Origin of the sequence: Arthrobacter sp. AOP36-C1-22 (assembly GCF_052377515.1) — a bacterium.
Lineage (GTDB): Bacteria > Actinomycetota > Actinomycetes > Actinomycetales > Micrococcaceae > Arthrobacter_H.
This window is the reverse complement of record NZ_JBQSWW010000009.1, coordinates 1-26,291: the sequence shown is the minus strand read 5'-3', so window position 1 is coordinate 26,291 and position 26,291 is coordinate 1. Positions and strand designations below refer to the sequence as shown.

Here is a 26,291-nt window from a genome sequence, read left to right as displayed (position 1 = left end):
TCCCGCTCCACCCGGTGGTCCGTGACCGGTCGGTCACGGACGACCGGGGACACGAAAAGAACCCCGATCCGGCGTCATGCCGAATCGGGGTTCTTCATCTCGTTGCGGGGGCAAGATTTGAACTTGCGACCTCCGGGTTATGAGCCCGGCGAGCTACCGAACTGCTCCACCCCGCGCTGCGAGATATGACTCTACACGAAAGTGGATACCGCCCAAAATCGAGGTGTCCGATCCCCTATTCCTGGGCGATCATCCGGCCGATGATCAGGCGCATGATCTCGTTACTCCCCTCGAGGATCTGGTGAACCCGCAAGTCACGGGCGATTTTCTCCAAACCATATTCACTCAGGTATCCGTATCCGCCATGGAGCTGGATGGCGGCGTTAGCGGTTTCGAAACCGGCATCGGTGGCCACGCGCTTGGCCATAGCACAGAGTTTCAGCGCGTCGTCGGCACCTTCATCCAGGGCCGCCGCGGCCCGCCACAACAGGGTCCTGGCCGTGAAGATCTTCGTTTCCATGTCGGCCAGTTCGAATAGCAGCGCCTGCTGTTTGATCAGCGGTCCGCCGAAGGCCTGCCGTTCCTTGAGGTAGGCGACGGACTTCTCCAACGCGGCCTGTCCCCCGCCCAAGGAGCAGGCGCCGATGTTCAGCCGGCCCCCGTTCAGGCCCTTCATCGCAATGCCGAATCCGTCGCCCTCCTCGCCGAGGCGATTGGCCACCGGGACCCGGACGTTGTTGAAGATGACCTGGCGGGTGGGTTGGGCATTCCAGCCCATCTTCTTCTCCAGGCCGCCGAACCCCAGCCCTTCGGTCCCTGCGGGGACCACGATCGCCGAGATCCCCCGGCTACCGGTATCCGCAGTGCGGGCCATCACCAGGTAGTAGGTCGAGGCCCCGGCACCGGAAATGAACTGCTTGACTCCGTTCAGGACGTACTCGTCCCCCTCACGCACGGCCCGGGTGGTCAGGGCCGCGGCGTCGGAGCCCGCTCCGGGCTCGGTGAGGCAGTAGCTGCCCAGCTCCTCCATGGTCGCCATCCCGGGGATCCACGCGGCCCGTTGCTCGGCGGTGCCGAACCGGTCGATCATCCACGCCACCATGTTGTGGATGGAGATGTAGGCGGAGATCGTCGGGCAGGCCCGGGCCAGTTCCTCGAAGATCAGTACCGCATCACTGCGGGTCAGTCCCGAGCCGCCGTACTCTTCGTCGGCATAGATGGCCCCCATGCCCAGGTCTCCGGCCTGACGCAGCACGTCGACCGGGAAATGGTGTTCCTGGTCCCAGGTGTCGGCGAACGGGGCGATCTGCTCCGTCGCGAAATCGCGCACCATGTCGACCATGGCCTGTTGCTCGTCGTTGAGCTCGAACATGTGTGTCCTTTCGGCCCGGGGGCCAGATGGGGACGTCCGGCACTTTCGACCGGACGGGTGGTCAGCGGCTCACTTTGCCCATCAGTGAGGCAATCGGGCCGACGAAGATGGGTCGTGCCAGCAATGCCGCACCGACGATGACGACCAATGAGATGGCGAAGAAGATGAATCCGAGCCAGCCTCCGTCGTCCCGCGCGGCGAACATGTGGTTCAGGTTGCGCAAGGCCCCGGTGCTGAGCACCAGGGTCACGTGCACGACCACGAAGAGCACGAAGTAGAGCATGACTGGGAAGTGCAACGCGCGGGCCGCTTCGATCGGGTAGAGGCGGTTGAGCCTCTTCGCCTTCGTCGGCCATATCGAGGACATCCGCAGACCGGTGATGATGGCCAACGGGGCCGCCACGAAGACGGTCAGGAAGTAGGTCAGCAGTTGCAGGCTGTTGTAGTTCACCCAGCCGTCATCCAGCGGCCAGTTCAGCGACACGTATTGCAGGCCGGCCGAAACGGCATTGGGGATGATGTCCCAACTGGTCGGGACGATGCGCCGCCATTGGCCGGTGGAGAAGAGCAGGACGATGAAGATGGTCCCGTTCAGGACCCACAACACGTCGAGGCTCAGGTGCATCCAGAGGTCAAGGCTGATGCGCTTGGGCGCCTTCTTGGTCTTGATCAGCCCCTTGTTGTTGCGCACCCAGTGGGCTGCGGGCCGTTGCGTGGTCCGCACCCTCCACCCGGTGAGCACCAGCAGGACGATGAAGAAGGCGTTGAGGAAGTGCTGCCACCCCAACCATGCCGGCAGCCCTACCGGGGCCACGGCGGGCAGCGGAACCTGCCCGGGGTAGGTGGTCATGAATTCCGAGACCGGTGCGGTGCCGGTCAACCACCTGGCACCCAGGACGACCAGCGCCAGGATGACGACGGCACCTCCTGCATAGATGCCGAAGCGTCCCCAACGGCTTCCGGTCACAGCAGATGGTGTGCGGGTTTGCTGATTCACCAATTGTTCCTCTCGGCGCGGTTTGCTGGACTCGATGATACTAGGTCTTGCAACCATTTAGTAGGAGGTCAAAGCTTTTTTCGAGTTTCCGGGCACACAAAAGGTCCCGGCCGATGTTTCCATCGACCGGGACCTTTTCTCCGTTGCGGGGGCAAGATTTGAACTTGCGACCTCCGGGTTATGAGCCCGGCGAGCTACCGAACTGCTCCACCCCGCGGCGTGCTTAAAGCATCCCATCTTCGGGCCCCAACCTCAAATCGAAAGGCGGTGGTGTCACGCAGATCACTACGTGGCACCACCGCCTTCGACGGGGACGGGTCATCGATGGCCGGACTACCGGCCCACCGCGGCCCGCCCTGTGCGGCTAGCCCTTCGAATCCTTGGCCGGAGCCGACCCGTCCTGACCCGGGATCGGGTTGTCCGAGGACTTCTCCTTATCGGTTTCGACCGGCTCACCGGAGATCTTCCCTTCGAGCTCCAGTGCCTTGTCCAGTGCGTCGCCGAGCTTCTTCTGCTCGTTGCCGTACGTGGCGAAGTCACCATCGGACAGGGCCTTCTGGCCAGCCTTGATGGCCGAGTTGGCGTCCGCCAGCGCTTCCTTGAGCTGCTGCTGCTCGTTCGCCGGAGCCTCTTCAGCACCTGCTCCGCCCTCGTCGTCGTCGTGCTTCTTGCTCCCGTCGCCCTCACTCGTCTCGGCACCCGAGGAACCTTCGAAAAGCTGGTCCAGGGATTCGGACAAGGTATCGGCGAAGCCGACCTTGTCGCCGAAGGAGGTCAGCACCTTGCGCAACGTCGGGTAGGACGTCTCGCCGGTGGACTGGACGTATACCGGCTGCACGTACAGCACGCCACCGCCGACCGGCAGCGAGAGCAGGTTGCCGTTGATGACCTTCGAGGCACCGGAACGCAGCAGGTTCAACTGGGTCGACACCGTGGTGTTGGAGTCGAAGTTCTGCTGTGCCTGGCCCGGCCCGGGGACCACGGTGGAACGCGGCAGTTCGAGCAACCGCAGCGTGCCGTAGCCATCGGACTTCTTCCCCTTCTTGTCCCCGGCGTCGGCCTCGGCCGAGAGGAAGCCATAGAGCACGTTGCGCTGCTGGCTTCCGGCGCTGGTCTTGGGGATGAACGTGCTGGTGAGGGAGAACGTCTCCTTCTTCTGGTCCGGCATGCGCAGCGAGAGGTAGTACGGCGGCTGCGGTACCGGGTTGTCCGGTGTGGTCGGGTCGTTGGGGACCGACCAGGCGTCGTTGGACTCGTAGAAGTCGTCGGGATCGGTCACGTGGTAGTCGCCGAGCAGGGTCCGCTGGACCTTGAACAGGTCCTCCGGGTACCTCACGTGGCTCATCAGGTCCCCGGAGATCTCCGAAATCGGCTTCACCGTGGTGGGGAAGACCTTCTGCCAGGCCTTCAGCAGCGGCTCGTCGGGCTCCCAGGCATACAGGTCGACCGAACCGTCATAGGCATCGACGGTGGCCTTGACGGAGTTGCGGATGTAGTTCACCTTGCCCGAGAGCGTCGCGGTCCGGTTCTCACCGGTCAGCGAATCGCGCACGGCGGTGTCGAGCTGCTGCTCGGTGGAGTACGGGAAGGAACTGTTGGTCGTATAGGCGTCCACGATCCACTTCACGCGGCCGTCGACGATGGCCGGGTAGGTATTCGAGTCGGTCGTCAGATACGGGGCGACCTTCTGCACCCGGTCCTTCGGGGACCGGTCGTAGAGGATCTGCGATTCGTTGTTGATGGCGTCCGAAAGCAGCAGGTCCGTGGAGCTGAACTTCAGCGAGTAGACCAGTCGGTTGAACAAATTGCCCACGATGGGCCCGCCGTCTCCTTCGAACGTGGTCTTGGCGTCGCCCTCTCCGGACTGGTCCGAGGGGTGGTCCAGTTCGCGGGCGGTCCAGTCGTCGGGGCCACCGACCACCGAGTATTCCGGAGAGAATTCACCGAAGTAGATCCGGGGCTCGTAGGTGGAATCGTCGGCCAGCACGCCGGTGGTCGGGATCCCGGAGAGCATGAAGTCGGGGCGCCCACCGGCCGCGACCTTGGCGCCGTAGGCGGCCACGGCACCGTAGCCGTGGGTGTAGGTCACGTGCTGGTTGACCCAGCTGTCGGTCGGATCGACGTTGACCTCGCGGACGGCGATGACCGTATCCTCCGTCTTGCCGTCCACCTCATAGCGGTCGACGTTCAGGGTCGGGGCGAATTTGTAGTACGTACGGAACTGCTGGAGCTGGGCAAAGGCATCGGAGACCAGATCGGGGTCCAGCAGGCGGATGTTCGTCGTGGTGGCCTTGTCCTTGGACAGGGCGTTCTTGGCCGTGTCGATGGTGGCATCGTAGTTGCTCGACTCCACGTCGGAGAGGCCGTAGGCCTGACGGGTCATCTCGATGTTCTTCTTGATGTAGGGCTGTTCGAGCGTCTTCTCGGAGGGGACGACCTGGAATTGCTGCACCAGCATCGGGTAGACCCCGCCGGCGACCAGGGCGGTCACCACGAGCATGGCCGTGCCGATCAGCGGCAGCTTCCACCGGCCCATGATGGCGCCGACCACGAACAACACGGCCACCAGGACCGCGGCGACGACCAGGATCGTCTTGGTGGGGATGACGGCATGCACATCGGTGTACAGCGCGCCGGCGACGCGTCCGCCCTGGTCCTCCAGCGTGGAGTAGCGGTCAAGCCAGAAGTTGGCGCCCTGGAGCAGCAGGAACAAGGCGGCGGCGATGGAGACATGCAGCCGGGCCGAGCGGGAGATGGTGACTCCACCGCGTTCCTGGATGCGGATGCCCCCATAGAGGTAGTGGGTCAGCAGCCCGGCAATGCCGGCGATCAACACGACGCTGATCAGGAAGCCGACGAGCAGCCCGTAGAAGGGCAGCGAGTTCATGTAGAAGGAGAGGTCCAGGTTGAACTGGGGGTCCACTTCCCCGTAGGGAACCCGGTTGATGTACAACAACACGGTCTGCCACTGGGAGGCCAGGGCGGTGGCGGCGAAGGCGCCGATCACCAGCGGGATCCCCCACATCAGCAGGCGGCGGATCGGCTCCAGTTGGGCCTGGTAGCGGGAGATGTTGTCCTGCATCTGCATGTCAGGGGCGTACACCGGACGGGTTTTGAAAGCGATCTGCAGACTGGCCCGGATGGCTGCGGCCATGATCAGGAAGGCCACCACGAAAATGGCCACCTTGGTGAGCAGTTCGGTCCAGAACACCTGCCCGTAGCCGACCTGGTTGTACCAGAGGACGTCGGCGTAGATATTCGCGAAGAAGATGAACGCGGCCACCAGGATGCCGATGGCCACGATGGTGGGCACCAGCGGCGATGGCTTCTTATTGGTGGGCGCGGGGCGTTGCTGGCCGCCGCCTTCGTCATCGCCGGAACCCTGGGGTCGTCGGCCGAACGGGTTGTCAGGACCAAAACTCACTTATTGAACCTCATCGTTGGTACGAGCTACCGCGCACCCACAGTAGGCAGGAGCACACTCGCCCATTCTGCCTTGAGTCAGGTCAACTCGCTAACCCCCCGGGGGGTGTTGCGTGGGTTTCACAGCAGAAACATTCACGAACCACAGGTCGACAGGGTCTCCGGGTCGGCTCCAGAGGCGATGGATTCCACCGACTGGCGCGCCTGTTCGAGGGTGGAGACCTTGACGACGGTCAGCCCGTCCGGCACGCGTCCGTCGATATCGCCACAGTTGCCGGCGGGGGCCAGGAAGTAATCCGCGCCTCCGCCCCTGGCACCTACCAGCTTCTGGGCGATGCCTCCGATGCGGCCCACCTTCCCGTCTGCGTCGATGGTCCCCGTTCCGGCGATGTTGTTGCCTCCGGTGAGATCCTCGGGGGTGAGCGTATCGATGATTCCCAGGGCGAACATCATCCCGGCGCTGGGCCCGCCGATATCGGACAGGGTGAACTTCACATCGAAGGGGAAGGTGTACCGGGTGCCCAGATAGACGCCGAGTTGGTGTTTCCCGTCGTCGGAGACCGTGGTCTTCGCGGTGAGCTTTTTTTCCTGGCCGGCCCGTTCGATCTCCAACCGGGGTTTCCCCTCGGAGGAATCCTGCAGCGCGGACCGGAGCATGTCCAGATCGGTGATGGGGCGGCCGTCGATCCGCCGCAGGACGTCGTCGGTCTGCAGCAGGCCCTTATTCGTGGTGTTGGCCAGCCCGGCCACCGTGAGTTCCTGTTCGTAGTCGATCCCCAGGTCCCCCAGGGCCGCGGCTACCGAGCTCTGCTGGGAATCGTCCATCTCAGCGGCGTTGTTGTCACTGATCTGCTCGCTGGTGGCGGTGCGCGGGTACAGCGCTTCCTCCGGATAGACGTCCTCGCTCGGATCCGCCCAGGCCTGGAGCACCCTGAAGAAGGAGGTCTTCCCCTGCGCCCCGCCCAGGACGTAGACGGTCGTCAGGTCCAGGGAACCACTAGTGGGGTAGGTCTTGTGTCCGGAGACCTCGATGAGTTGTTTGCCGTGTTCCTTGCCCAACGTGTTGACGGCCGGACCCGGGGCCTCCACGACATAGGGAGTGGGCAGGGCCAGCGCCACGAACGCGAGCACGACGGCCAGGCAGGTCGCCGTGATCAGCCGCCGCTGGCTCCGGCGCGGGCGGACGGGGGGCGGTTCGTTTTCCGGCGCCGGCTCGTGGGTGGCGCGCTCCTGGGGGTCCTGCGGCTGGGTCACCGTGGTTGTCTTTCCTTCCGGCTTTTCGCCGACCCGCAGGCCGGTGCGCATTAGATCCCCCCAAGGCTACAAGGTAAGTCCTTGTTTTCGCTGTGCCGACAGCGAACCTGCCGTTTCATCCCTCGTGGCCGTCCACGGTCCGGGGGTACCGTGGGAGCATGGCTGAGAACCCCCCGAACAACCGCCCAGACGGCTCTGACGACCCGGATGATTCCGGCAGCAACGACCCCTTTTCGGAGATGCTCTCCAACCTTTTCGGTGGCCAGCTTCCTCCGGGCATGGACCCCGCCGATCTGCAGAAGCAGTTCGGTGCCATGGGCATGCCCTCGGATCCGGCCGCCATGCAGGCGATGATGGCCCAGATGCAGGCCATGATGGGTGCCATGTCCTCCGGCGACGGAAGCCCCGTGAATTGGAAGCTGGCCCAGGACACCGCCCGCCAGGCAGCCTCCGGGGACGACCCCAGCGTGACCACGGCGCGGGCCGCAGCCATCACCGAAGCGGGTCGACTGGCCGATCTGTGGCTCGATCAGGCCACCACCTTCGAGGCCTCGGCCTCGGGTTTCTCCTCCTATTCGCGGGCCCAGTGGGTCGAGAAGACCCTGCCACGGTGGAAGAAACTCACCGAACCCGTGGCGATCAGCGTTTCGCAGGCGATCAGTACCGCCATGCGCGATCAGGTCCCCGAGGAAATGAAGTCCATGCTCGGCTCCGCCCAGGGCATGTTCCAGAACCTCGGCGGCGCCATGTTCGGCATGCAGCTGGGTACGGCCGTCGGCGGCCTGGCCAAGGACGTGCTCGGATCCACTGATATCGGGATTCCGCTCACCACGGATGCGCCGGCCCTGGTGCCCACCAACGTGGCGGCCTTCGGCGAGGGTCTGGACATCCCCGAACAAGAGGTCATGCTCTTTGCCGCGTTGCGCGAATCAGCCCACGCCCGACTCTTCCAGCGGGTCCCCTGGTTGCAGGCCCATGTGCTAGGAGCCATCGAGGATTACGCCCGCGGAATCCACATCGACATGTCCAGGGTCGAGGAAGCCATCCGCGACATCGACCCGTCCAATCCCGAATCCATCCAAGGGGCCGTGACGGAGGGGCTCTTCATGCCCCAGCGCACCGGGGCCCAGGAGGCGGCACTGGCCAAGCTCGAAACGGCATTGGCCTTGATCGAAGGCTGGGTCGATGAGGTCGTGGCCGAGGCGGCAGCCAATCTGCCCTCCGCACCCGCCCTGCGTGAGACGGTCCGGCGGCGCCGGGCCACCGGCGGGCCCGCCGAGCAGGCCTTCGCCTCCCTGGTTGGCCTCGAATTGCGTCCACGTCGGCTGCGCGATGCGGCCACGCTGTGGTCGATCCTCAAGGATGAGCGTGGAATGGAAGGTCGGGACGCCGTCTGGCAGCATCCGGATCTGATGCCGGCCGCCGAGGATCTCGACGATCCCGAGGGATTCTCCTCGCGGCGGGCCCTGGCTGAAGCCTCGGCTGGCGAGATGGATGAGGCCCTGAACCGGTTGCTCGACGGCGGCTACGACGAACCCGAGCAGACGCCCGGGGCCTCCGATGAAGATCATTCCTCCGACGACGGGGACCCCGACTCCCCCGAGGATGGGTCGGACCCCGGGCAGGGCCCCGAGACGCCCCGCTGACCTTCAGCCCGTGCTATCCCCCCGCCTCACGCCCAGCCGGGTGTGAGGACTGAAACGGCCGGTGTCGTCCCTGCGGACGCCACCGGCCGTTTCAGTCGGTCCAATCATCGGCCGGCTCCTCATCCCACCCTCCGGCCCCGTCGGCTCCTTCACGATCTCCGGGGCCGCTACCGGCCCGGGGAGGCCCCCGATGGGTCCCCTCCGTTTCCTGCTCCTGCGCCATGCCGAAACTGACGCCCCAGAGGTAGGCCTTGGCCTCGTCAAGCCGTTCGAAGCGGGCTTCGAGGGCCTTGAACTGGGGGCCGTGACCGTCCTCGGCGATGAGATGGGCGAGTTCATGGACGAGGATGTAATCCTGCACCCAGGACGGCATCTGCTGCAACCGATGGTTCAGCCGTATCGCCCCCGAGCCGGTGGAGGTCGACCCCCATCTGGTGTTCTGGTTGGTCACCCATTTCACCGACAACGGTTCGGCCCGTGACTGCAGGTACTTCCGGTTCAGGCGCTGGGCCCGCTGCATCAGTTCCGTATCCGCGTTTTCGCCGAACTTCCCCAGGGCCTTCGCCCGCCGGGCCAGGATGTCAGGGACCATCCGGTCGACCCAGTCGTTTTCCTGCCGCAGGCTCAGGGTGGCCGGGATGGAAATCACCGCGGCCCCGTCCTTCCAGACACCGGAGACCGTGCGGCGCCGCCGGGCCGAACGCAGCACGCGCACATTCACCCCGTCGGCGGTGACCAGTTCGCGTTCGGTCGGTCGCTGGACCATGGTGGTTCCTCGTTTCTCGTCGTCGTATGCCGCGGTGGCCACTCGCCCACCAGAAGCTGTGGAAACCCGGATTCCAGCGCACCGGACCTGTCAGGATATCCCCACCGGAACCCTTCCGGCAGAATCGCTGGAGGCGAACATGCGCATCATCCCCGGACTTCAGATCGTCAGCGTAACCGAGACCTCACTTCGGATTGGAGCCCCAGGCGACGGACTGTGGATGACCGGGCTGGCCCCCGTCGACCAGCAGTACATCCACTGGCTGGCCACCGAGGACGGAAGTACCGTCGAGCCACCGCCGCACGGCTCGCTCAGCCCCGATCCGGGCCCGCGCCGGCGCCGCGAACTCCTCGACTTGCTGGCTCCGGTCCTGGAGGATTCCTACCGGCTGCCCGGCGCCCTGGGGGCCAGTCTGGTCCCTGACGTCAATGCATATTCGGTGGCCTATACGGCACCGGCCGGGGAACTGGTCCGGCAACGGTCCCGCTCCGCCGCCCGGATCCACGGCCTGGGCCGCTGCGGTCAGACCATCGCCTCGTTGCTGGCAGCCAGCGGGATCGGTGGGCTCTACCTGAACGACGAGCATCCGGTCCTCGCCGGTGACATCGGCATCGGTCCGTTGCGGATGGCCGATCTGGGTAAATCGCGCACCGTCGCCCTGGCCCACCGGCTGGGCCAGCAATGGCCCCGTACCCGGCTCTCCGGATGGGCTCCGGGCCCCGATTCCTCCGGGGTGGGAGCCCGGATCACGGTGGTGACCGCTTGCGACGCCCTGCCCGAATCATGGGCCGCCCATCTGGCGGGGACCCGCATGCCCCACCTGCCGGTGGTGTTCGGTCCGGCCTGGGCACGCGTCGGACCGCTGGTCATCCCCGGGCTGACGACCTGTCTGGATTGCGCCCAACCACCTGTCGGGGCCCCGATGGCGGGCCCCCGGGCCGCAGGGACGCCCCGACCGGGGAGTTCGACCGCCGAGTTGGCGCTCTCCTGCACCGCCGCCGGGCTGGCTGCCGTACAGATCCTGATGTTGCTGGACGGGGTCAATGTCCCCTCCACCGCCGACGCCATGCTGACCATCGATCTGGCGACCGGTGGCGTGCAGCGGGTCCCGGTCCAGCCGCGTTCCGACTGCACCTGCATGGTTCCCGCCGCCTGACCGGTGGTCTCAGGCCGGGGCGGACCCCGTGCCCAGGATGTCCAGGACGTCCTGGCCGTAGCGTTCCAGCTTGGCCGACCCGACCCCGGATACCTTGGACAGTGCCGAGGGATCGGAGGGCATGGCTTCGGCAATGGCCATCAGCGTTGCGTCGGTGAACACGACGAAGGCGGGCACCTCGGCCTCCTTGGAGGTCTTCAACCTCCATTCGCGCAGGGCCTCGTACACCGCCTCGTCGTAGCTCGAGGGGCAGTCGAGGCACCGACCGAGTTTGCGCTCGGCAGGGCTGCCCAACAAGGTTCCACAGACCCGGCAGGTCGGCGGGGTGGCCGCCTTGCGTCGTTTAGAACCGCCGCCCGCGGGCCGGGCCGCGGCCCGGGAGGAGGAGGCCGGACGCAGCCCGTCCAAAAAACGCGAGGGCCGTCGACTGGCCCGCCCTCCCGGGGTCCGCGCCGTGGACCAGGTCAGCGACAAATGCTTCCTGGCCCGGGTGATGCCCACATAGAGCAACCGGCGCTCCTCGTCATAGTCGCCCTGGTCCTCGGCGAAGGAGATCGGCATCAGCCCCTCGCTGAGCCCGACCAGGAACACGGCATCCCACTCCAGCCCCTTGGCCGAGTGCAACGACGCCAGGGTGACCCCCTGGACAGTCGGCGCGTGTTGGGTGGTCGCCCGTTCATCAAGTTCGGCCACGAACTCCAACAAGGTGAATGGTGTTTCGCGGTCGGCCCGGGCTGCGGAGAGCTCGTCGGCGAGCGCGACCAGCGCGGAGAGCGATTCCCAGCGTTCACGCACTGCCCCGCCACTGGTGGGAGCCTGCGGGGAATAACCCAGCGAAGCCAGCACATCACGGCAGAGCTGGGGTACGGCGTCGTCCGCCGGCTGACGCGAGGCGGCACGCAGGGCCAGTACCGCGTCACGGACCTCCCGACGTTGGAAGAAACGCTCCCCGCCCCGCAGCTGGTAGCCGATCCCCGCCCCCGAGAGGGCTTGTTCGTAGGCCTCGGACTGTCCATTCGTCCGGAACAGCACGGCGATCTGCGCCGGTTCCACGCCGTCCTGGATCAATGTGCCGATGGTGCGGGCCACATGGGCGGCCTCCGCCTCGTCGTCGCTGCATTCGGTGAACGCCGGTTCGGGGCCCGGCTCTCGTTGGGCGAGCAGTTCCAGCGGCGTCGCCCACTGCACGTCGCGGCCGGCGACCCCATGTTCGAGGCGGCGGGAGGCCAGCAGACTGTTGGCCAGGTTCACGACCTGGGGGGTGGAGCGGTAGTCGCGGACCAGGCGGACCACCGGGGCCTGCGGATACTCGAGGGTGAAGTCGAGCAGATGGGAGGGGGTGGCCCCGGTGAAGGAGTAGATGGTCTGGCTGGCATCGCCGACCACGCACAGTTCGTCCCGCCCACCGAGCCAGAGCTTGAGCAACCGCTGTTGCAGCGGGGAGACGTCCTGGTACTCGTCGACGACGAAATGCCGGTATTGCTCCCGCACCGAGGCAGCCACCCGGGGGTCCTCGTCCAGGATCCCCACGGTCAACAGCAGCACGTCCTCGAAGTCGATCACATGGCGATCGGATTTCACGTCCTCATAGGACTGGAAGAGCCGGGCCACGGTACGCGGGTCCAAGCCGGCGGCCTCGGCCCGTCCCGAGGCCGCCGCGACGTACCCCTCGGGGGTGTGCATCGAGACCTTGGCCCATTCGATTTCGGCGGCCATGTCGCGGATGGAGGCCCGGTCGGTGGAGATGCGTAGCCGGCGGGCTGCTTCAGCCACGAGCTGGGCCTTATGCCCCACGATCGACGGCAGCTGCCCGCCGATGGCCTGCGGCCAGAAGTATTGCAGTTGGCGCAAGGCCGCGGCGTGGAAGGTCCGGGCCTGGACGCCGCCGGCTTCGAGGTCACGCAGCCGGGTGCGCATCTCGCTGGCGGCCCTGGAGGTGAAGGTCACGGCCAGGACCTGGTTGGGCTTGTACACCGAGGTGTGCACGCCGTAGGCGATGCGGTGGGTGATGGCACGGGTCTTGCCGGTTCCGGCCCCGGCCAGGACGCAGAGCGGCCCGTTGAGCGTGGTCGCCACGCTGCGCTGCTCCTCGTCAAGGCCGCCAAGGATGCGCTCTTCCAATGTGGTCATGCGTTTAGTTCTCCATCCGGCGCGGTTCGGGCAGCGGCCCACCGTACCAATGTTCGATGAGGGCACTGGAGATCGAGACGCCCGAAGGGACGCCGATGGTGCCGTCGGTGACCTCCCTGGCCAGTTCCTCCCGGGTGAACCAGCGCAGGTCGATGATCTCTTCGCCGTCGGGGGCGACCGTCGCAGTCTCGGCCCTCGCCGTGAATCCGAGCATGAGTGAGCACGGGAACGGCCAGGGTTGTGAACCGGCGTACCGGATCGAGTGGACCCGGACGTCGGCCTCCTCCCCGATCTCGCGTTCCACGGCTTCCTCCAGGGACTCCCCCGGTTCCACGAATCCAGCCAGGGTCGAATACCGCCGGCCGCCCCATTGGGCGTTCGCCCCCAGCAGGAGCCGGTCCTCGGCGTCGGTGATGGCGACGATGACCGCCGGATCGGTCCGGGGAAAATGTTGTGAACCATCCTGCGAGCAGATCCTGACCCAGCCGCTGTGCACGACGTCGGTCGGTGTTCCGCAGCGCGGGCAATGGGTGTGGCTGGCATGCCAGTTGGCGATGGCCACCGCCTCGACGAACAGCCCGGCATCGCGGGCACCCAGTCCGGCGGCGACATCGCGCAGCCCCAACCAGTCGGCATCGACGGGAGCCTGCGCTGGGGCCTTGTCGAGGTCGGCCAGCACGATCTCCCGCCCGTCCGAACGCCCCAGGTACACCCAACGGCAGTCCTCCGGCAGGCCCTCGGTTCCCACGAGGGCCAATTCACCGTCGCGGACCGGGGTCCGGCCGTTGACCAGGAGGAGGGCCTTGGTCCCTCCGTCCTCCAGCAAGGAATCGAGCCAGCCTTCTTCCTGCCGGCGTTCACACCCCCGGTCCACTTCGGTCCGGGCCAATGGAAGTCGCCCCAGGAGCGGGAGATCGGGAGCGGCCTCGGCAACGGGATCGTGGGAAGAAGTCATGGTTCTACCGTACTGAGGTTGGCCCCCGGCCCGCATATCCGCAGGTCACCGCTGTGGACGCCGCTGCCCTGCCGGAAGCGGACCACGGGGTGTGCTGGATCACGAGCGCACCCATTGGTTGTGTAATAACTGTGTAGTGGCCGTCATTCAGGCGACTCGCCGTCGACGAGGCGTGGCCGCGGGGCACTTCGCGGCATACGGTTGTGTACGTGAAACGTTCTCCCATGGAACTGGCCGCCATCGCGACCGCAGCGGTGCCGGGGTTGACTCCTGCCCGCGTCGCCGGCATCGCGGATGATCCCGATGACTTCGATTCGGCGCTGGTCATCGACGCGCAGAAGAACCGCTGGAGGGTGCGTTCACCCCGTCACCAGGAATCCAGCATGCGGTTGGAGACCGAGCTCACCGCACTGCGTTCCTTCACCCCCGGCATCCGCGCCTCGTTGCCCTTCAGGCTGCCCTCCGTGGCCGGGACCGTGCGTCAGGGAAGCCTGCGCACCTTCGTCTACAACCACCTGCCCGGCCAAGTGATGGACCTCGACGAACTGGTGGCCGCCGGTGGCTCCACCGCAGCGGATATCGGCCGCATCATCGCCGCCATCCACGCGTTGCCCGAGGAACTGGTCGATCGGGCCGACCTACCGGTCTATACCGCCGAGGAATTCCGTCAACGCAAACTCAACGAGCTCGATCAGGCCGCCATGACGGGGCGAATCCCCCCGCGGCTGCTCCGCCGTTGGGAGCACGCCTTGGAGGATGTGGCGTTGTGGCGCTTCAACCCGCGCGTGGTCCACGGGGATGTCCACGAGGACAACCTGCTGATCGAACACGGCAAGGTGGCCGCCGTGATCGGCTGGACCGATGTGCGCATCGGGGACCCGGCCGATGACTTCGCCTGGCTCGCAGCCGCCCACGAACAGTCCTTCACCGACACCGTCGTCGAGGCCTACACCGCCGCACGCGGCGAACTGGCCGACCCGCACATCATGCGCCGTGCCGCTCTGGCGGCCGAATTCGCGTTGGCCCAATGGCTTTCCCGCGGACTGGCGACCAACGATGCCGAACGCATTGCCGAAGGCGAACAGATGCTGCGCGATCTCGACGAAGACATCTCCGAGTACGGCGGCCAGCCGATCAGCATCGTGGACCCGCCCCGCATGGATATCAACGGGCAGCCGATTCCCGAGGACGACGACGAATCGAACGGGACTGATGCCCCGGACCTCGACGCTGCCCTTCAGGACCAGGAGGCCACCGATCTCCCGTCAACTCCCGCCGACGAAGGGCCCCCGGGAGTCCCTGCGCCTCCGAATGTGCCGCCGAAACCACGGGTCGCCCCCGCCTCCCCCGAGGGCCTGCCCACGGACGAAGACTCCGACGCCCCCTCCACCAGCGATCCCGCCGGGGTCTCCAACACGGACTCCGGTGATCCCGTTGCGGATCCCTCCGGCGCCGCAGAGGATGACGCTGCGCCCGTCCAGGATGAGGAGGAGCCGGCCTTCCTGCGCGATGCCGATATCGACGACGAGGACTCCCCCGCACCAACGGATGCCGGCAGCGATGCCCAGCAAACTCCGCCGTCCGACACCGTTGCCTCCGGGCTGGAGACCGATGCGATGCCGATGATCGTCATCGAGTCCTCGGAGAAGTCCGGCCCTTCCACGGATTCGAAGTAATCCTCAGCTCGGGTCGAGGTCGGCCATCGAGGTCGTGATCAGTTCTTCGAGCTCCTCCGCATCCGCCAACCGGGCGGGCCGGATCGTCCGCCCCTGGCCGACGTAGTAGAACGCTGCCTCGACGTCCTCCAACGGGACGTCGTGCAGGCGCGACCAGCCCAGGCGGTAGACCGCCAACTGCAGGGATTTGATCTCCAGATCCCGCCCGGTGGGTACCCGCCCGGTCTTCCAATCCACGAGTGTCCATACCGTTCTGCCGTCGGCGTCGAGCTCCTTGAACACCGCGTCGATCCGACCGCGTACGCTGACCGGTCCGACGCGGGTCTCCAACGGGACCTCGACGTAGGCCGGCTGCCGGGTCGCCCATTCCGAGGCCAGGAATTCGGTTTTCATCTCCTCCAGCCCGTACATGTCCTCCACATAGGCATCGGCCGCCCCGGGGAACTCCCCCAGGTCAAGCATCCCGGTGGAGCCGTAGTGGTCCTCGATCCAGGCGTGGAACGCGGTGCCCTTCCGGGCGGCAACACCGGGGCGTCGCGGGACCGGTCGACGCATCTGGCCCAGGACCTGTCCGGCATCGGTGGCCAGATCGACGAAAAGCGAGGCGCGCACATGCTCGGGCACCGCCGCGGTTTCCCGCGAGGCCTCCCGTTCCCGGCGGGCCGCCAACAACAACGAGGCCTCGTGGTTCCACGCTGCCCCGTCTTCGGTGGTCACCGGGGTCTCGTCGTCGGCTCCGGGGACGGCCCGTAGTTCGAGCTGCTCGTGCACCAGGGCCGCGGCGGCCTCGAGTGGGCCGCGCCGTCCCGGCGGCTTGGGCTGGGCCACCCCGGCCCGGAAGACGACGGGGCCTTCGAGCGGGTCGTAGGGCCAGCTGGATTCGAGCGGATCCTCCCGGAAGGGGTTCTGCCCGGGTGCTTGGTCGTCCTCGCACCAGACGGGGACGGTGGCCCGCGGCGTGGGGGCCTGGGCCAACGGGAGCAGCTCGTTCAGGAACACGGAGGGCCCGGTCGGTTTGGACCGCGATCCGGTCCAGACCGTACTCGAACACAGCAGCAGGTCCTTGGCCCGGGTCAGTGCGACGTAGGCCAGCCGTCGTTCCTCGTTTTCCCCGTGGGCCAGGACGTCATCACGGAATATCGCTTCGGCGACGACGGCTTCGAAGAGGCTGGGCTGATCGGTATCCCATTGGGGCAGGTCGTGCCGGTCACCGCGCAGCGGCCAGGGCAGGGAGCCGTCTTCCTTGGTCCATCGGGAGTCGGTCGAGGAGGGGAAGATGCCCTCGTTCATTCCCGGGATCGCCACGACATCCCATTCCAATCCCTTGGAAGCGTGGATGGTCAATAGTTGCACGGCTTCGCTACTGGCTTCCTGCTGGACGATCTCCAGACCGCCTTCCTTGGCTGCGGCAGCATCCAGCCAGACCAGGAATCCGCTCAGATCGGCTCCCAGGTCAGTATCGGAATATCCGGCGGCGACCTCGGCGAACGCGTCGAGGTGGCGTCGTGCCGTATGGATACCGACGCCGGGTTTGGCGGCGACCTCGATGTCGAGCAACAAGGTGCGTTCGACCTCATGCAGCAGGGACGGCAGATCGTCGTCGGCGAAGCTGCGCAGATAGCGGATCTCGGCTTGGAGTGTGTGCAGCCGGTCCAGGGCGGTGGAGGTCAGGCTCCGTCCGGCCGAGGACGTCCACTCCGGTGGGGGGAGCCGATCGAGCGCTTCGACGAGACTGGCTTCCTCGGCCAGCTCGCTGCGGGCTTCGGTTTGGCTGTCCACCGCGGCACTGTCCGCGGTGGTGGTATCGATGTCGCGGGCCTCGCGGATGGCTGCTTCACGGCGTCGGGCCAGGAACCAGGACCAATCGGCAAAGGCCATCAGGTCGGCGGGGCCCAGCCTCCAGCGGGCACCGGCGAGCAACCGCAACAGGGCATCGGAGCGCAGCGGGTCCACCAGGACCCGCAGCGTCGAGACGAGATCGACGATTTCCGGCATGGCCAGCAGCCCGCCCAACCCGACGATCTCGTAGGGGATGTCGCGCTGGGTCAGGGCCTCGGCGATGCCCGCCAGGGCGGCCCGGGTCCGGCACAGGACGGCCATGGTCGGATGGCGCCCGAACGCCGAGGTGAACGCCCCGCGTTCGCTCAGGAGGCGGCCTGCGAGAGCAGTTGCCTCCTCGGCACTCGTGGCAAAGCGGGCGAGTTCGACCCGGCCGGTTCCGGCGAAGGGGCTGTGGACCAGCGCGGGGACGGCGATGGAACCCGAGGCCCGGTTCGGGTCTTCACGGTTCAGCGGGGCCGATACGGCGTTGGCGGCTTCGAGGACGTTCACCGAGTTGCGCCAGGCGGTGGTCAGGAACGCCACCGCCGAGGGGGTGGGCCTGCCGTCGGGACCGGTGGCCGGGAACTCCTGGGGGAAGCGGAAGAGTTGGCCGGCCGAGGCCCCCCGGAAACCATAGATCGACTGGTTGGGGTCCCCGACGGCCGTGACCGCATGGCCTCCGGTGAACAGTTGTGAGAACAGCACCATCTGGGCGTGGGACGTGTCCTGGAACTCGTCCAGGAGCACGACCTTGAACCGGTCTCGTTCAACCTCCCCCGCGGTGGGTACGGTTCTGGCTATACGGGCGGCCAGGGCCACCAGGTCCCCATAGTCCAGGACATTGCGTTCGGCCTTCGCCCGGGCATACCGCACGGCAAGATCCGCCACCGTGGCCCGGGTCCTGAGCTTGTCCAGGAGCTTGAGGGCGGGCTGGGAGGGCTTGGCTTCCTTGCCGACGCGGTAGGGAAGCGCGGACAGATGGTCGACTTCGGCGAGTACATGGTCGCGGGCTTGGAGGGGATCCACCAGATGTTCGGCACATTCCCCGGCGAACTGCACGACCGCATCGACCAGGGTGGACTTCGCCACGCGCAGGTGTTCGTGGTCGCCGTCGTACTCCTGGACGACCTTCAGGGACAATTGCCAGGCCTGGGCGCTGCCCAGCAGCGCGGTGTCCGATTCGACCCCGATGCGCAGGCCATGATCCTGCACCAGGGCGTTGGCGTAGGAATGGTAGGTCGAGACCTCCGGTTCCAGCGGGGCATCGTCATCTCCCGGCGGGACGATCCCGCTCTCGGCCAGACGGGCCAACTGCGCCCGGATGCGTTGGGCCAGTTCCCCTGCGGCCTTGCGGGTGAAGGTGACCCCGAGGATCTCATCCGGCCTGACCAGCCCATTGGCCACGAGCCAGACCACCCGGTCGGCCATGGTCGCCGTTTTTCCGGATCCGGCGCCGGCGATCACAAGCATCGGAGCCAGTTCGGAGGAGATGATGGCCGCCTGTTCGGCGGTCGGCTGGTGCTGGCCCAGCAGTTCGGCCAGCTCCTCCGGGGTGTAGCGGCGGCCGGCAGCGGATTCCTGCTGCGGGAGTGCCAGGTCGTGCTCGTGGTTCATTCGGTGACCTGCCGTCCTTCATCACATAAGGGACACACGGCCGGCAGCCGGCAGCCGCTGCCGCTGCGCCCCGCCTTGGAGGGGTCGTGCCGGGTGTGGAATTCGTTGCCGGCCATCAACCGGGCGGCGCTCAGTACCAGTGGGGTGGCCCAGTCCTCGGCGCCGACGGGGTACTGGGCTTGCTCCCCCGGGCTCTTGGTCGTGGTACCCAACTGGACCAGGGCGGCGCCGCCGGGCTGCTGGGGCAGCTCCGCGCCCAACCCCCCGGCCAACACGGCGGCCTGGTAGCTGCCCAGTTGGGGGTTGCGTTCGACGTCGGCCTTCGTCGGCGCGGATTTCCCGGTTTTGAGGTCGATCACGTAGGCGCGGCCGTCCGCGTCGACCTCCAGCCGATCGATGACCCCGCGCAGCCGGACGGTGATCTCTGCATCGGCGATTTCGACGTCGAAGGACTGCTCCCTGGCCAGCAGCGTGCGGTCATGGCTCCGCATGAGGATCGCGTATTGGGCGAGTTTGCGCAGCATCGTTTCGGCCCGCTCGTGGTCCTTCGCGGTTTCCCAGTTCGAGGGCAGATCCAGATCCGGCCAGCGGCGATCCAGTTCCTCCAGGTATTCGTTCCCGGTGGCGGCCGGCAGGTCCTCGGCGATCGCATGCACCAGGGTCCCCAGACTGCGGGCCAGATCCGTCGCCGGTTCCCCTCCCGCGGCCTGGACGAACCAGTCGAGCGGGGATTCCAAGGCAGCCTGGACCCGCGAGGGTGAGACCCGGACCGGCTCGCCCTCGGGGTTCACCGGGGCGTCGGTGCTCGTCGGCTTGAGCCCCCACCACTGGGCGGGGGCTGCTCCGCGGACGTGTTCGGGCTGATCCGCCAATCGGGCCAGGACGGCTGCCGCGTCGATGGCTGCCGGTCCCGGGTCCGTGGCGGTGCTGCCGGCTTCCAGACGCTGGCGCAACAAGGCGACCAGGGAGGCCAACGTGCGTTCACGCGGCACCGCGGTGATCGGTCGCGGGGTTTCCTGGGAGGTCCAGGGCAGGACCAGATCCAGGAACTGGGAGGGTTGCTGGTCCTCGGAAGCGACCCCGAGGCACACCAATCCGTCCCGGGCGCGGGATAGCGCGCTGGCGAAGGTGCGCAGTTCGTCGGCCCGGGTGGCCTTCAATCGGGTGGCAGGGTCACGCTGGCGCAGGATGGCCGGTCCGTGTTCGATGACATCGGCCAGGGCGCTGCTGCCCAGCAGTTCCCCCCGAAGGCGCGTATTGGGCCAGATCCCCTCCTGAAGTCCGGGCACCAGTACCAGATCCCATTCGTGGCCGACCGCACCGGCGGGGGTGGTCACCGCGACGGAGGCGCCGTTGCCCCCGCGGGAGGCCAGGGTGTCCATCGGCAGTTCCTGGCTGAGCACGTGATCGGCGAACTGGCCAACCGTCGAGCCGGGAAGCTGGTCCACGAAACGTTCCGCGGCCTGGAACAGCGCCATCAACGCGTCGAGATCATGATCGGCCCGGGCCCCCGCGGCCCCGCCATCCAGGGCGGCCTGACGCCAGGTGTTTTCCATTCCGGAGGCCGACCACAGGGCCCAGAGGGCGGTCTCGGCGTTGGCGGTGGGTACCGCGAGTTCGGCGACCAGCGCGGTGAGCATCCGTCCCAGTCGTTCGGCGCCGCGACCTTCCCGGCCCAGGCCGCCGAGGGCCTGCGGATCGGTGAAGATCCCGCGCAGTAGTTCGGTGCTGGAGCGTCGTCCTCCGGCCACGCGTTCGCGGCGGCGCAGGACTTGTCGGAGCCGACGGATGTCCAAGGCGGTGGAGGCCCCGTAGCGCGAGGAGAGCAGGGCCTCGACGACCCCGGCATCCGGAAGGTATGCCGCCGGTTCCGGGACCGGCTCCCCGGTTCCTTCGCTCCCGTCGGGACCCCCCGCCGTGTCCAAGGCCACGCGCAGGAGGGTCAGCAACGGGCGCACCGCCGGTTCCTCCCGCAACGGCACCTCCGCCTGCGGGACGTCCACGGCAATGCCCTGGCTCGCCAGATGACGGGAAACCTCGGCGACCAGACCACCATTGCGGACGATGACGGCCATCGAGTCCAGGGACCGGCCGCGCATCAGGTGTTCTTCCAGGAGCCGCTGGGTCACCAGCCGTAGCTCGTGGACGGGTGATTCGACCAGATGGACTTCCACCGCTTCCCGCTCGTCGTCTCCGGTCGGCGCCTGCGGGCGCTCCACGAGTCGGCGCCCCGAGTGGCCCGTGGTGACCGGGATGCGTCCGGCCACCCGCGTCCAGGCCTCGGCGATCGCCGGGTTCATCCTCCATGAGGTCCCCAGTTCGATCCGCTCGGCGGGGTTCCTATCGGTTCCGTAATCGCCTTCGAACCGGCCCAGCAGGTCGGGACGCGCGCCCCGGAACCCCAGGACGGCATTATCCGGGGCGGCGAAGGCCAGCAGGTCACGCCCGGCGGCCAGCAACCGCAGCAGCCGGTGCTGGGCGGGGTTGGCCTCCTGCAGCTCGTCCACCACGATCAAGGACAGGCGCTGGCATTCCTCCTCGAGGAGTTCCTCATGGTCCTCGAGCAGGTCGGCGGCGGCGGTGATCAGCCCTGCCGGGTCGAAGGCCTCGCTGGAGCCGAGGTCGAGCAGGTCACGGTATTCCTGGTAGAGCGCGGCGGAGGCGGTCCATTCGGGCCGCAGGCAGCGTTCCCCCAGTTCCTCCAGGTCCCCGGCCTCCACCCCGTATTCGGCCAGCCGGTCGAAGAGTTCACGGATCTCCTTGCGGAATCCGCGGGTCCCGATGGCTTCGCCCAGCGACTCCGGCCAGGCGGGGCCCGCGGTGATGCCGTCGGCATGCCCCGCCAGCAACTGGGCGATCAGGGTGTCCTGTTCGGGGCCGGAGAGCAGCCGTGGGGGGCGCTCGACGGCGGGCAGGTACCCCAGCAGCCGGGCCCTGCGGATGAGATCGAAGGCGTAGGCCGCCCAGGTGCGTACCGCAGGTTCGGAAAACGTCGTATCCGTCGCTGCCGAGAGCCGATCGCGCAGATCGGCTGCCGCGGACCGGGACGGGGCGATGGCCAGGAGGTGTTCGGGCCGGTGCCCGGCGGCGAGCCTGCGCACGACGACGTCGAGCAACGCCGTGCTCTTCCCGGTCCCCGGTGCTCCCAGGACAAGCACCGGGCCGTGGCCGGGGACCAGCTCACGGAGGCGTTGCCGGGAACTTTCTGCGGTGTCCTCGACGGTTTCCATGGACTCCATCAGAGCATGCGCCCCCGTCGCTTTGGCGCGGCCTCCTCCACGACGGTCGCCGACGCCAGGACCGCGGCGACTTCGTCGAGGAGCGCGAAGGCCTCCTCGTCGGGTTGCCAGCGGGCCACCGGGACGCGGACCCGTCCGTGGCGAAGCGGGATCGATTCGTCGATCCAGTGCGGGATGGCCCTGGCCTGCAGATCGGCCGGCAGGGTTCCGTCGGCGCGCAGCACCCGCCACCAGGGCAGGGCGCCGTCGGACCGGGCCATCGCGGCGCCGACCTGACGGGGGCCACCGGCGCCGAGCAGCTCGGCAATGTCCCCGTAGGTCAGCACGGCCCCCGCAGGGATGTGACAGGCCAGCCGATGGACGGCCCGGGCATATTCGGCTGACATGGTTCCAGTTTAGGCGGGCCGGCGCCATATCGTCGGCAGCTGACGATACCGTGGGGACATGGATAACTGGCATGAGCTCCCCCGCGCAGCATTCGACCTCGAGACCACCGGCAAGGATCCGCAGGAGGCACGCATCGTGACCGCCTCCGTCGTGATCGTCAATGGCCGGCAGGAGATCATCAACCACCGGGAGTGGCTCGTGAACCCCGGAGTGCCGATCCCCGAGGAGGCCGCCGCAGTGCACGGGGTGAGCACGGAGCAGGCCGTTGCCTCCGGGCAGGATCCCGCCACTGCCATCGCCGAGATTTCCGCTCATCTGCGCGACTTGTTCCAGACCATGCCGGTGCTGGCCTTCAATGCCGGATATGACTTCACCGTCCTGGCCCGGGAATCGGAACGCCAGGGGGTTCCCGCCCTGGAGCCGGCCCCGGTGATCGATCCGTTCATCATCGACAAGCATGTCGATAAGTACCGTCGGGGCAAGCGCACGCTCACGGCGATGTGCGAGCACTATGGCATCCCGTTGAACAACGCCCACTCCTCGGCCGCCGACGCGGCGGCGACCGTTGGGGTGGCCGATGCCCAGGTCGCGAAGTACGCACGGGTCCTGTCCGTGGATCCCGCCGAGCTGCACCGGTTGCAGATAGGATGGGCTGCCGAGCAGGCCGCGAGCCTGCAGGAATTCTTCCGCCGCAAGGATCCGACGGCGGTCGTGGACGGCACCTGGCCGGTCCGCTGACCCCCAGTCAGGGGGTCGGTGGCCGGACCAGCGGGGCCGGCGCACGACCCCATAGTGGGACATATCACTTAATTTTCCGGAAGTGGGCGTCGCCGGACGGATGGGGCCGTTCTTAGAGCGCGTCGGGTTCATATCGCATGGGCTCGGACCAAAACCGCATTCTCGTGAAGTTTCTTCGCCAGGACCCAATATTTCGATATGTGAATTCGATTTCGTGAAGCACGCAGGGGTTGATCAAATGGATTCATTCGATTGTTGGTGTCCATTTCGGGACACCGTTCACTTCCAGCCGGAAAGAACCCCTGTATGCCTAAATTCCAGTTGCCCCTTGCGAAATTTGCAGCCCTCGCGGCGGTGACCGCCCTCGGGTTGAGCGCCTGCGGCGGAACCTCCGAAGCATCGTCCAGTCTGCCGGATGACATCACGACGGTGACCATCGGTGTGGCCGACGGCGCCGAGCCCTACTGGCAGGTCTACAAGAAGGTCGTGAAGGAAGAGACTGGCGTGGACGTCGAGTTCAAGAACTTCTCCGACTACAACCAGCCCAACCCGGCCTTGGACCAGAAACAACTGGATCTCAACGAGTTCCAGCATCTGCAGTACCTGGCCACCTACAACACGAAGAACGACAAGGATCTGCAGCCCATCGGGGGCACTGCCGTCTACCCGCTGCCGTTGTACTCCACGCAGTACTCCTCCACCGAGGAGATCCCGAAGGGATCGGAGATCGCCATTCCGAACGACCCGGTGAACCTGGCCCGTTCGCTGATCGTGTTGGAGGCCGCGGGACTCGTGGAGGTCGAGGGCGGCGCCGATTCCACGTCGACCCCGACCGATGTGGACACGGCAGCCTCCAAGGTCAAGGTGGTCACCGTCGATGCCAAGATGACCGCACAGAACCTGGACTCGTTGGCCGGTGCCGTCGTGAACAACAACTACGCTGCGGCAGCGGACCTCAGCGATGACGACATCATCGCCCAGGACGATCCGGAGGCGGACTCGACGAAGCCGTACATCAATGCGTTCGTCGCCCGCGATGCCGACAAGACGAACCCCACGCTGCTCGAGGTCGCCAAGCTCTACCACGACCCCGAGGTCGTCGAGGCGATCAAGAAGGATCTGGGCACCGGTGGCGTATTCAGGGAGAACAGCGGTGAGGACCTGCAGTCCGCCCTGGCGACCATCGAGGAGAACATGAAGGCCGATTCCCAGTAGTCCCCCGGCCCCCCTTCGAACCGAGTCAGCACGGCTGCGGCACCGGACACCCCGGGGCCGCAGCCGGCATGGCTTCGAGGGCCCCGCCATCATCCTCCGCGAGAAAGGACCTGCGATGCCATCCATCGTCAGTTTCCGCCAGGTCTCCAAGGCCTACCCGGGCCGCGGCGCCGCCAAGGGTACCCCCGTCCACGCGCTCCGAGACATCACCTTCGATATCCAGCAGGGCTCCATCACCGGGGTCATCGGCTACTCCGGGGCGGGAAAAAGCACCCTGGTCCGTCTGATCAACGCCCTGGAGCTGCCCACCGGAGGCAGCCTGGACGTCAACGGACGAGAACTCACCGGCATGAACGAGAAGGATCTGCGGGGGTTGCGCGGCGGCATCGGCATGATCTTCCAGCAGTTCAACCTCTTCACCTCGCGCTCGGTGGCCAAGAACGTCGAGTACCCGCTCATCGTCGCCGGCTGGCCGAAGGAGCAACGCGTGGCCCGGGTCGCCGAATTATTGGAATTCGTCGGGATCTCCGAGAAGGCCAGGCAGTTCCCCAGCCAGCTCTCCGGCGGTCAGAAGCAGCGCGTGGGCATTGCCCGGGCCCTGGCCACCAACCCGGAGCTCCTGCTGGCCGACGAGGCCACCAGTGCGCTGGACCCCGAAACAACCACCGAGGTGTTGGCCCTGCTCAAACGGGTCAACGAGGAGTTCGGCACCACCATCGTGGTCATCACCCATGAAATGCACGTCGTCCGCTCGATCTGCGACCACGTGGCCGTCATGGAACAAGGCGCCCTGCTCGAACACGGCCCCGTCTACGACGTCTTCGCCTTCCCGGAGAACCCGGCCACGCAGAAGTTCATCAGCAGCACCATCGCCGACCGGCCCAGCCCAGAAACCGTGGCCCGCCTGCAGGTGCTGCATCCGGGACGCCTGGTCAGCATCACGATCTCCGAGGCCCCCGGGGCCGGGGCCGGAACCAACCAACGGGAGATCTCCTCGCTCCTGGCCTCCTATCCGGCGGTCCATGATTCGGTGGTCTACGGTTCCGTCACCGAAATCGCCCAACGCCCCTTCGGGTCCCTGACGTACGTCCTGGAAGGACCCGAGGCCGATGTCGATGCCGTCGTCGAAGGCCTGTCGAAGATCACCACCGTCCAGCAATGGCCCGCGTCGACCCCGGCCGGCCCCGAGGCCGAAGGAGCGAAGCAATGATCGAATGGGGCACCCTCGGACCGCTATTGGTCTCATCCATCGAACAGACCCTCTACATGGTCATCATCACCATGGTCCTCGGCGGGATCCTGGGGCTGCTGATCGGCATCCTGCTCTACGCCACCCGGCCGGGGAACATCCTGGCCAACACCGTGGTGTTCAACGTGCTGAACTTCGTGATCAACCTGGTCCGGCCGATCCCGTTCATCATCTTCATCTCCCTGGTCGGTCCGTGGACCCTACAGGTCATCGGCACCTCCATCGGCACCAATGCGGCGATCTTCCCCATGACCCTGATGACCGCCGTGGTCCTGGGGCGCATCGTGGAACAGAACCTCGTCGGGGTCGATCCCGGAGTCGTCGAGGCGGCCCGGGCCATGGGTTCCAGCCGTAGCAGGGTGCTCTTCGACGTCGTCCTGCGCGAATCGATCGCGCCGCTGGTGCTGGGCTATACGTTCATCTTCATCGGGGTCGTGGACATGTCCGCCGTGGCCGGATACATCGGCGGCGGTGGCCTGGGCGACCTGGCCATCACCTACGGCTACCAGCAGTTCAACTATGCGGTCACCCTGCTGGCCGTGGGCGTCATCGTCGTGATCGTCCAACTGGCCCAGCTGTTGGGCAATGCCCTGGCCAAGCGCATGCTGCACCGCTGAGCACTCCCGGCGCACACACAGGCGGGGGTGGGCGAC

The 26,291-nt window shown here is 66.8% G+C and carries 17 protein-coding genes and 2 tRNA genes; 7 read left to right on the top strand and 12 right to left on the bottom strand.

All coding sequences use genetic code 11. The features are described 5' to 3' along the window. Positions 1 to 102: 102 nt before the first annotated feature. The 6 genes from ACT3S6_RS07095 to ACT3S6_RS07070 all read right to left on the bottom strand — a co-directional run bounded on the left by ACT3S6_RS07095 (position 103) and on the right by ACT3S6_RS07070 (position 7,046). Positions 103 to 176: transfer RNA gene (locus ACT3S6_RS07095), tRNA-Met, on the bottom strand. Between the two features lie 59 nt (positions 177 to 235). Further along, a complete protein-coding gene (locus ACT3S6_RS07090; RefSeq protein ID WP_444554351.1) occupies positions 236 to 1,372 on the bottom strand; it encodes an acyl-CoA dehydrogenase family protein in 1,137 nt (378 codons plus the stop codon). A 61-nt stretch (positions 1,373 to 1,433) separates the two neighbouring features. After that, a complete protein-coding gene (locus ACT3S6_RS07085) occupies positions 1,434 to 2,369 on the bottom strand; it encodes a cytochrome b/b6 domain-containing protein (protein ID WP_444554350.1) in 936 nt (311 codons plus the stop codon). Between the two features lie 143 nt (positions 2,370 to 2,512). Then, positions 2,513 to 2,586, bottom strand: a tRNA-Met gene (locus ACT3S6_RS07080). A 147-nt stretch (positions 2,587 to 2,733) separates the two neighbouring features. After that, positions 2,734 to 5,793, bottom strand: coding sequence for a UPF0182 family membrane protein (locus tag ACT3S6_RS07075; RefSeq protein ID WP_444554349.1), 3,060 nt, complete (start codon positions 5,791 to 5,793; stop codon positions 2,734 to 2,736). A gap of 134 nt (positions 5,794 to 5,927) precedes the next feature. After that, positions 5,928 to 7,046, bottom strand: a complete 1,119-nt coding sequence (locus ACT3S6_RS07070) for a YlbL family protein (RefSeq protein ID WP_444554348.1) — start codon at positions 7,044 to 7,046, stop codon at positions 5,928 to 5,930. A gap of 158 nt (positions 7,047 to 7,204) precedes the next feature. On the opposite strand from ACT3S6_RS07070, the gene ACT3S6_RS07065 reads away from it, so the two are divergent. Then, positions 7,205 to 8,692 (top strand): zinc-dependent metalloprotease, encoded by a 1,488-nt coding sequence (locus ACT3S6_RS07065; protein ID WP_444554347.1) that lies wholly within the window; start codon positions 7,205 to 7,207, stop codon positions 8,690 to 8,692. A gap of 91 nt (positions 8,693 to 8,783) precedes the next feature. Here ACT3S6_RS07065 and ACT3S6_RS07060 read toward each other — a convergent pair whose 3' ends face one another. Continuing rightward, on the bottom strand, positions 8,784 to 9,500 hold the full coding sequence (locus tag ACT3S6_RS07060) for a M48 metallopeptidase family protein (RefSeq protein WP_444554346.1): 717 nt from the start codon (positions 9,498 to 9,500) through the stop codon (positions 8,784 to 8,786). Between the two features lie 97 nt (positions 9,501 to 9,597). On the opposite strand from ACT3S6_RS07060, the gene ACT3S6_RS07055 reads away from it, so the two are divergent. Further along, positions 9,598 to 10,614, top strand: a complete 1,017-nt coding sequence (locus ACT3S6_RS07055; protein WP_444554345.1) for a hypothetical protein — start codon at positions 9,598 to 9,600, stop codon at positions 10,612 to 10,614. A gap of 9 nt (positions 10,615 to 10,623) precedes the next feature. On the opposite strand, the gene ACT3S6_RS07050 is transcribed toward ACT3S6_RS07055, so the two are convergent. Together ACT3S6_RS07050 and nudC are read right to left on the bottom strand one after the other, a co-directional pair. Beyond that, positions 10,624 to 12,744 (bottom strand): ATP-dependent DNA helicase UvrD2, encoded by a 2,121-nt coding sequence (locus ACT3S6_RS07050; protein WP_444554344.1) that lies wholly within the window; start codon positions 12,742 to 12,744, stop codon positions 10,624 to 10,626. Positions 12,745 to 12,748: 4 nt separating this feature from the next. Further along, positions 12,749 to 13,699, bottom strand: coding sequence for an NAD(+) diphosphatase (gene nudC, locus ACT3S6_RS07045; protein WP_444554343.1), 951 nt, complete (start codon positions 13,697 to 13,699; stop codon positions 12,749 to 12,751). Positions 13,700 to 13,908: 209 nt separating this feature from the next. Here nudC and ACT3S6_RS07040 point away from each other — a divergent pair, with 209 nt between their 5' ends. Further along, complete coding sequence (locus tag ACT3S6_RS07040) at positions 13,909 to 15,375, top strand: phosphotransferase (protein ID WP_444554342.1); 1,467 nt, start codon at positions 13,909 to 13,911, stop codon at positions 15,373 to 15,375. 3 nt (positions 15,376 to 15,378) lie between these two features. Here ACT3S6_RS07040 and ACT3S6_RS07035 read toward each other — a convergent pair whose 3' ends face one another. From ACT3S6_RS07035 to ACT3S6_RS07025, 3 genes are read right to left on the bottom strand one after another with little or no spacing between them, the layout of a single operon-like run. Next, positions 15,379 to 18,810 (bottom strand): UvrD-helicase domain-containing protein, encoded by a 3,432-nt coding sequence (locus tag ACT3S6_RS07035; RefSeq protein ID WP_444554341.1) that lies wholly within the window; start codon positions 18,808 to 18,810, stop codon positions 15,379 to 15,381. Further along, a complete protein-coding gene (locus ACT3S6_RS07030; protein ID WP_444554340.1) occupies positions 18,807 to 22,040 on the bottom strand; it encodes an ATP-dependent helicase in 3,234 nt (1,077 codons plus the stop codon). Before ACT3S6_RS07030 ends, ACT3S6_RS07035 begins: the two co-directional genes overlap by 4 nt. Before the next feature lie 8 nt (positions 22,041 to 22,048). Then, a complete protein-coding gene (locus ACT3S6_RS07025; RefSeq protein WP_444554339.1) occupies positions 22,049 to 22,435 on the bottom strand; it encodes an MGMT family protein in 387 nt (128 codons plus the stop codon). A gap of 58 nt (positions 22,436 to 22,493) precedes the next feature. On the opposite strand from ACT3S6_RS07025, the gene ACT3S6_RS07020 reads away from it, so the two are divergent. The 4 genes from ACT3S6_RS07020 (at position 22,494) to ACT3S6_RS07005 (ending at position 26,255) form a co-directional block, all read left to right on the top strand. Further along, the gene (locus tag ACT3S6_RS07020; RefSeq protein WP_444554338.1) at positions 22,494 to 23,174 is read left to right on the top strand and encodes a 3'-5' exonuclease; all 681 of its coding nucleotides are present in this window, start codon (positions 22,494 to 22,496) and stop codon (positions 23,172 to 23,174) included. Between the two features lie 306 nt (positions 23,175 to 23,480). Beyond that, positions 23,481 to 24,389 carry a MetQ/NlpA family ABC transporter substrate-binding protein gene (locus tag ACT3S6_RS07015; protein WP_444554337.1) on the top strand — a complete coding sequence of 303 codons (909 nt, stop codon included), beginning with the start codon at positions 23,481 to 23,483 and terminating at the stop codon, positions 24,387 to 24,389. Between the two features lie 115 nt (positions 24,390 to 24,504). Then, complete coding sequence (locus tag ACT3S6_RS07010; protein ID WP_444554336.1) at positions 24,505 to 25,599, top strand: methionine ABC transporter ATP-binding protein; 1,095 nt, start codon at positions 24,505 to 24,507, stop codon at positions 25,597 to 25,599. Then, a complete protein-coding gene (locus ACT3S6_RS07005; RefSeq protein ID WP_444554335.1) occupies positions 25,596 to 26,255 on the top strand; it encodes a methionine ABC transporter permease in 660 nt (219 codons plus the stop codon). Before ACT3S6_RS07010 ends, ACT3S6_RS07005 begins: the two co-directional genes overlap by 4 nt. Positions 26,256 to 26,291: the final 36 nt, after the last annotated feature.

Bases quoted from the DNA above. Each gene is read 5' to 3' on its own strand.
- ACT3S6_RS07090 (WP_444554351.1), bottom strand. From the start codon at position 1,372: ATGTTCGAGCTCAACGACGAGCAACAGGCCATGGTCGACATGGTGCGC.
- ACT3S6_RS07005 (WP_444554335.1), top strand. From the start codon at position 25,596: ATGATCGAATGGGGCACCCTCGGACCGCTATTGGTCTCATCCATCGAA.
- ACT3S6_RS07055 (WP_444554345.1), top strand. From the start codon at position 9,598: ATGCGCATCATCCCCGGACTTCAGATCGTCAGCGTAACCGAGACCTCA.
- ACT3S6_RS07030 (WP_444554340.1), bottom strand. From the start codon at position 22,040: ATGGAAACCGTCGAGGACACCGCAGAAAGTTCCCGGCAACGCCTCCGT.
- ACT3S6_RS07010 (WP_444554336.1), top strand. From the start codon at position 24,505: ATGCCATCCATCGTCAGTTTCCGCCAGGTCTCCAAGGCCTACCCGGGC.
- ACT3S6_RS07020 (WP_444554338.1), top strand. From the start codon at position 22,494: ATGGATAACTGGCATGAGCTCCCCCGCGCAGCATTCGACCTCGAGACC.
- ACT3S6_RS07025 (WP_444554339.1), bottom strand. From the start codon at position 22,435: ATGTCAGCCGAATATGCCCGGGCCGTCCATCGGCTGGCCTGTCACATC.
- ACT3S6_RS07065 (WP_444554347.1), top strand. From the start codon at position 7,205: ATGGCTGAGAACCCCCCGAACAACCGCCCAGACGGCTCTGACGACCCG.
- ACT3S6_RS07015 (WP_444554337.1), top strand. From the start codon at position 23,481: ATGCCTAAATTCCAGTTGCCCCTTGCGAAATTTGCAGCCCTCGCGGCG.
- ACT3S6_RS07035 (WP_444554341.1), bottom strand. From the start codon at position 18,810: ATGAACCACGAGCACGACCTGGCACTCCCGCAGCAGGAATCCGCTGCC.
- ACT3S6_RS07050 (WP_444554344.1), bottom strand. From the start codon at position 12,744: ATGACCACATTGGAAGAGCGCATCCTTGGCGGCCTTGACGAGGAGCAG.
- nudC (WP_444554343.1), bottom strand. From the start codon at position 13,699: ATGACTTCTTCCCACGATCCCGTTGCCGAGGCCGCTCCCGATCTCCCG.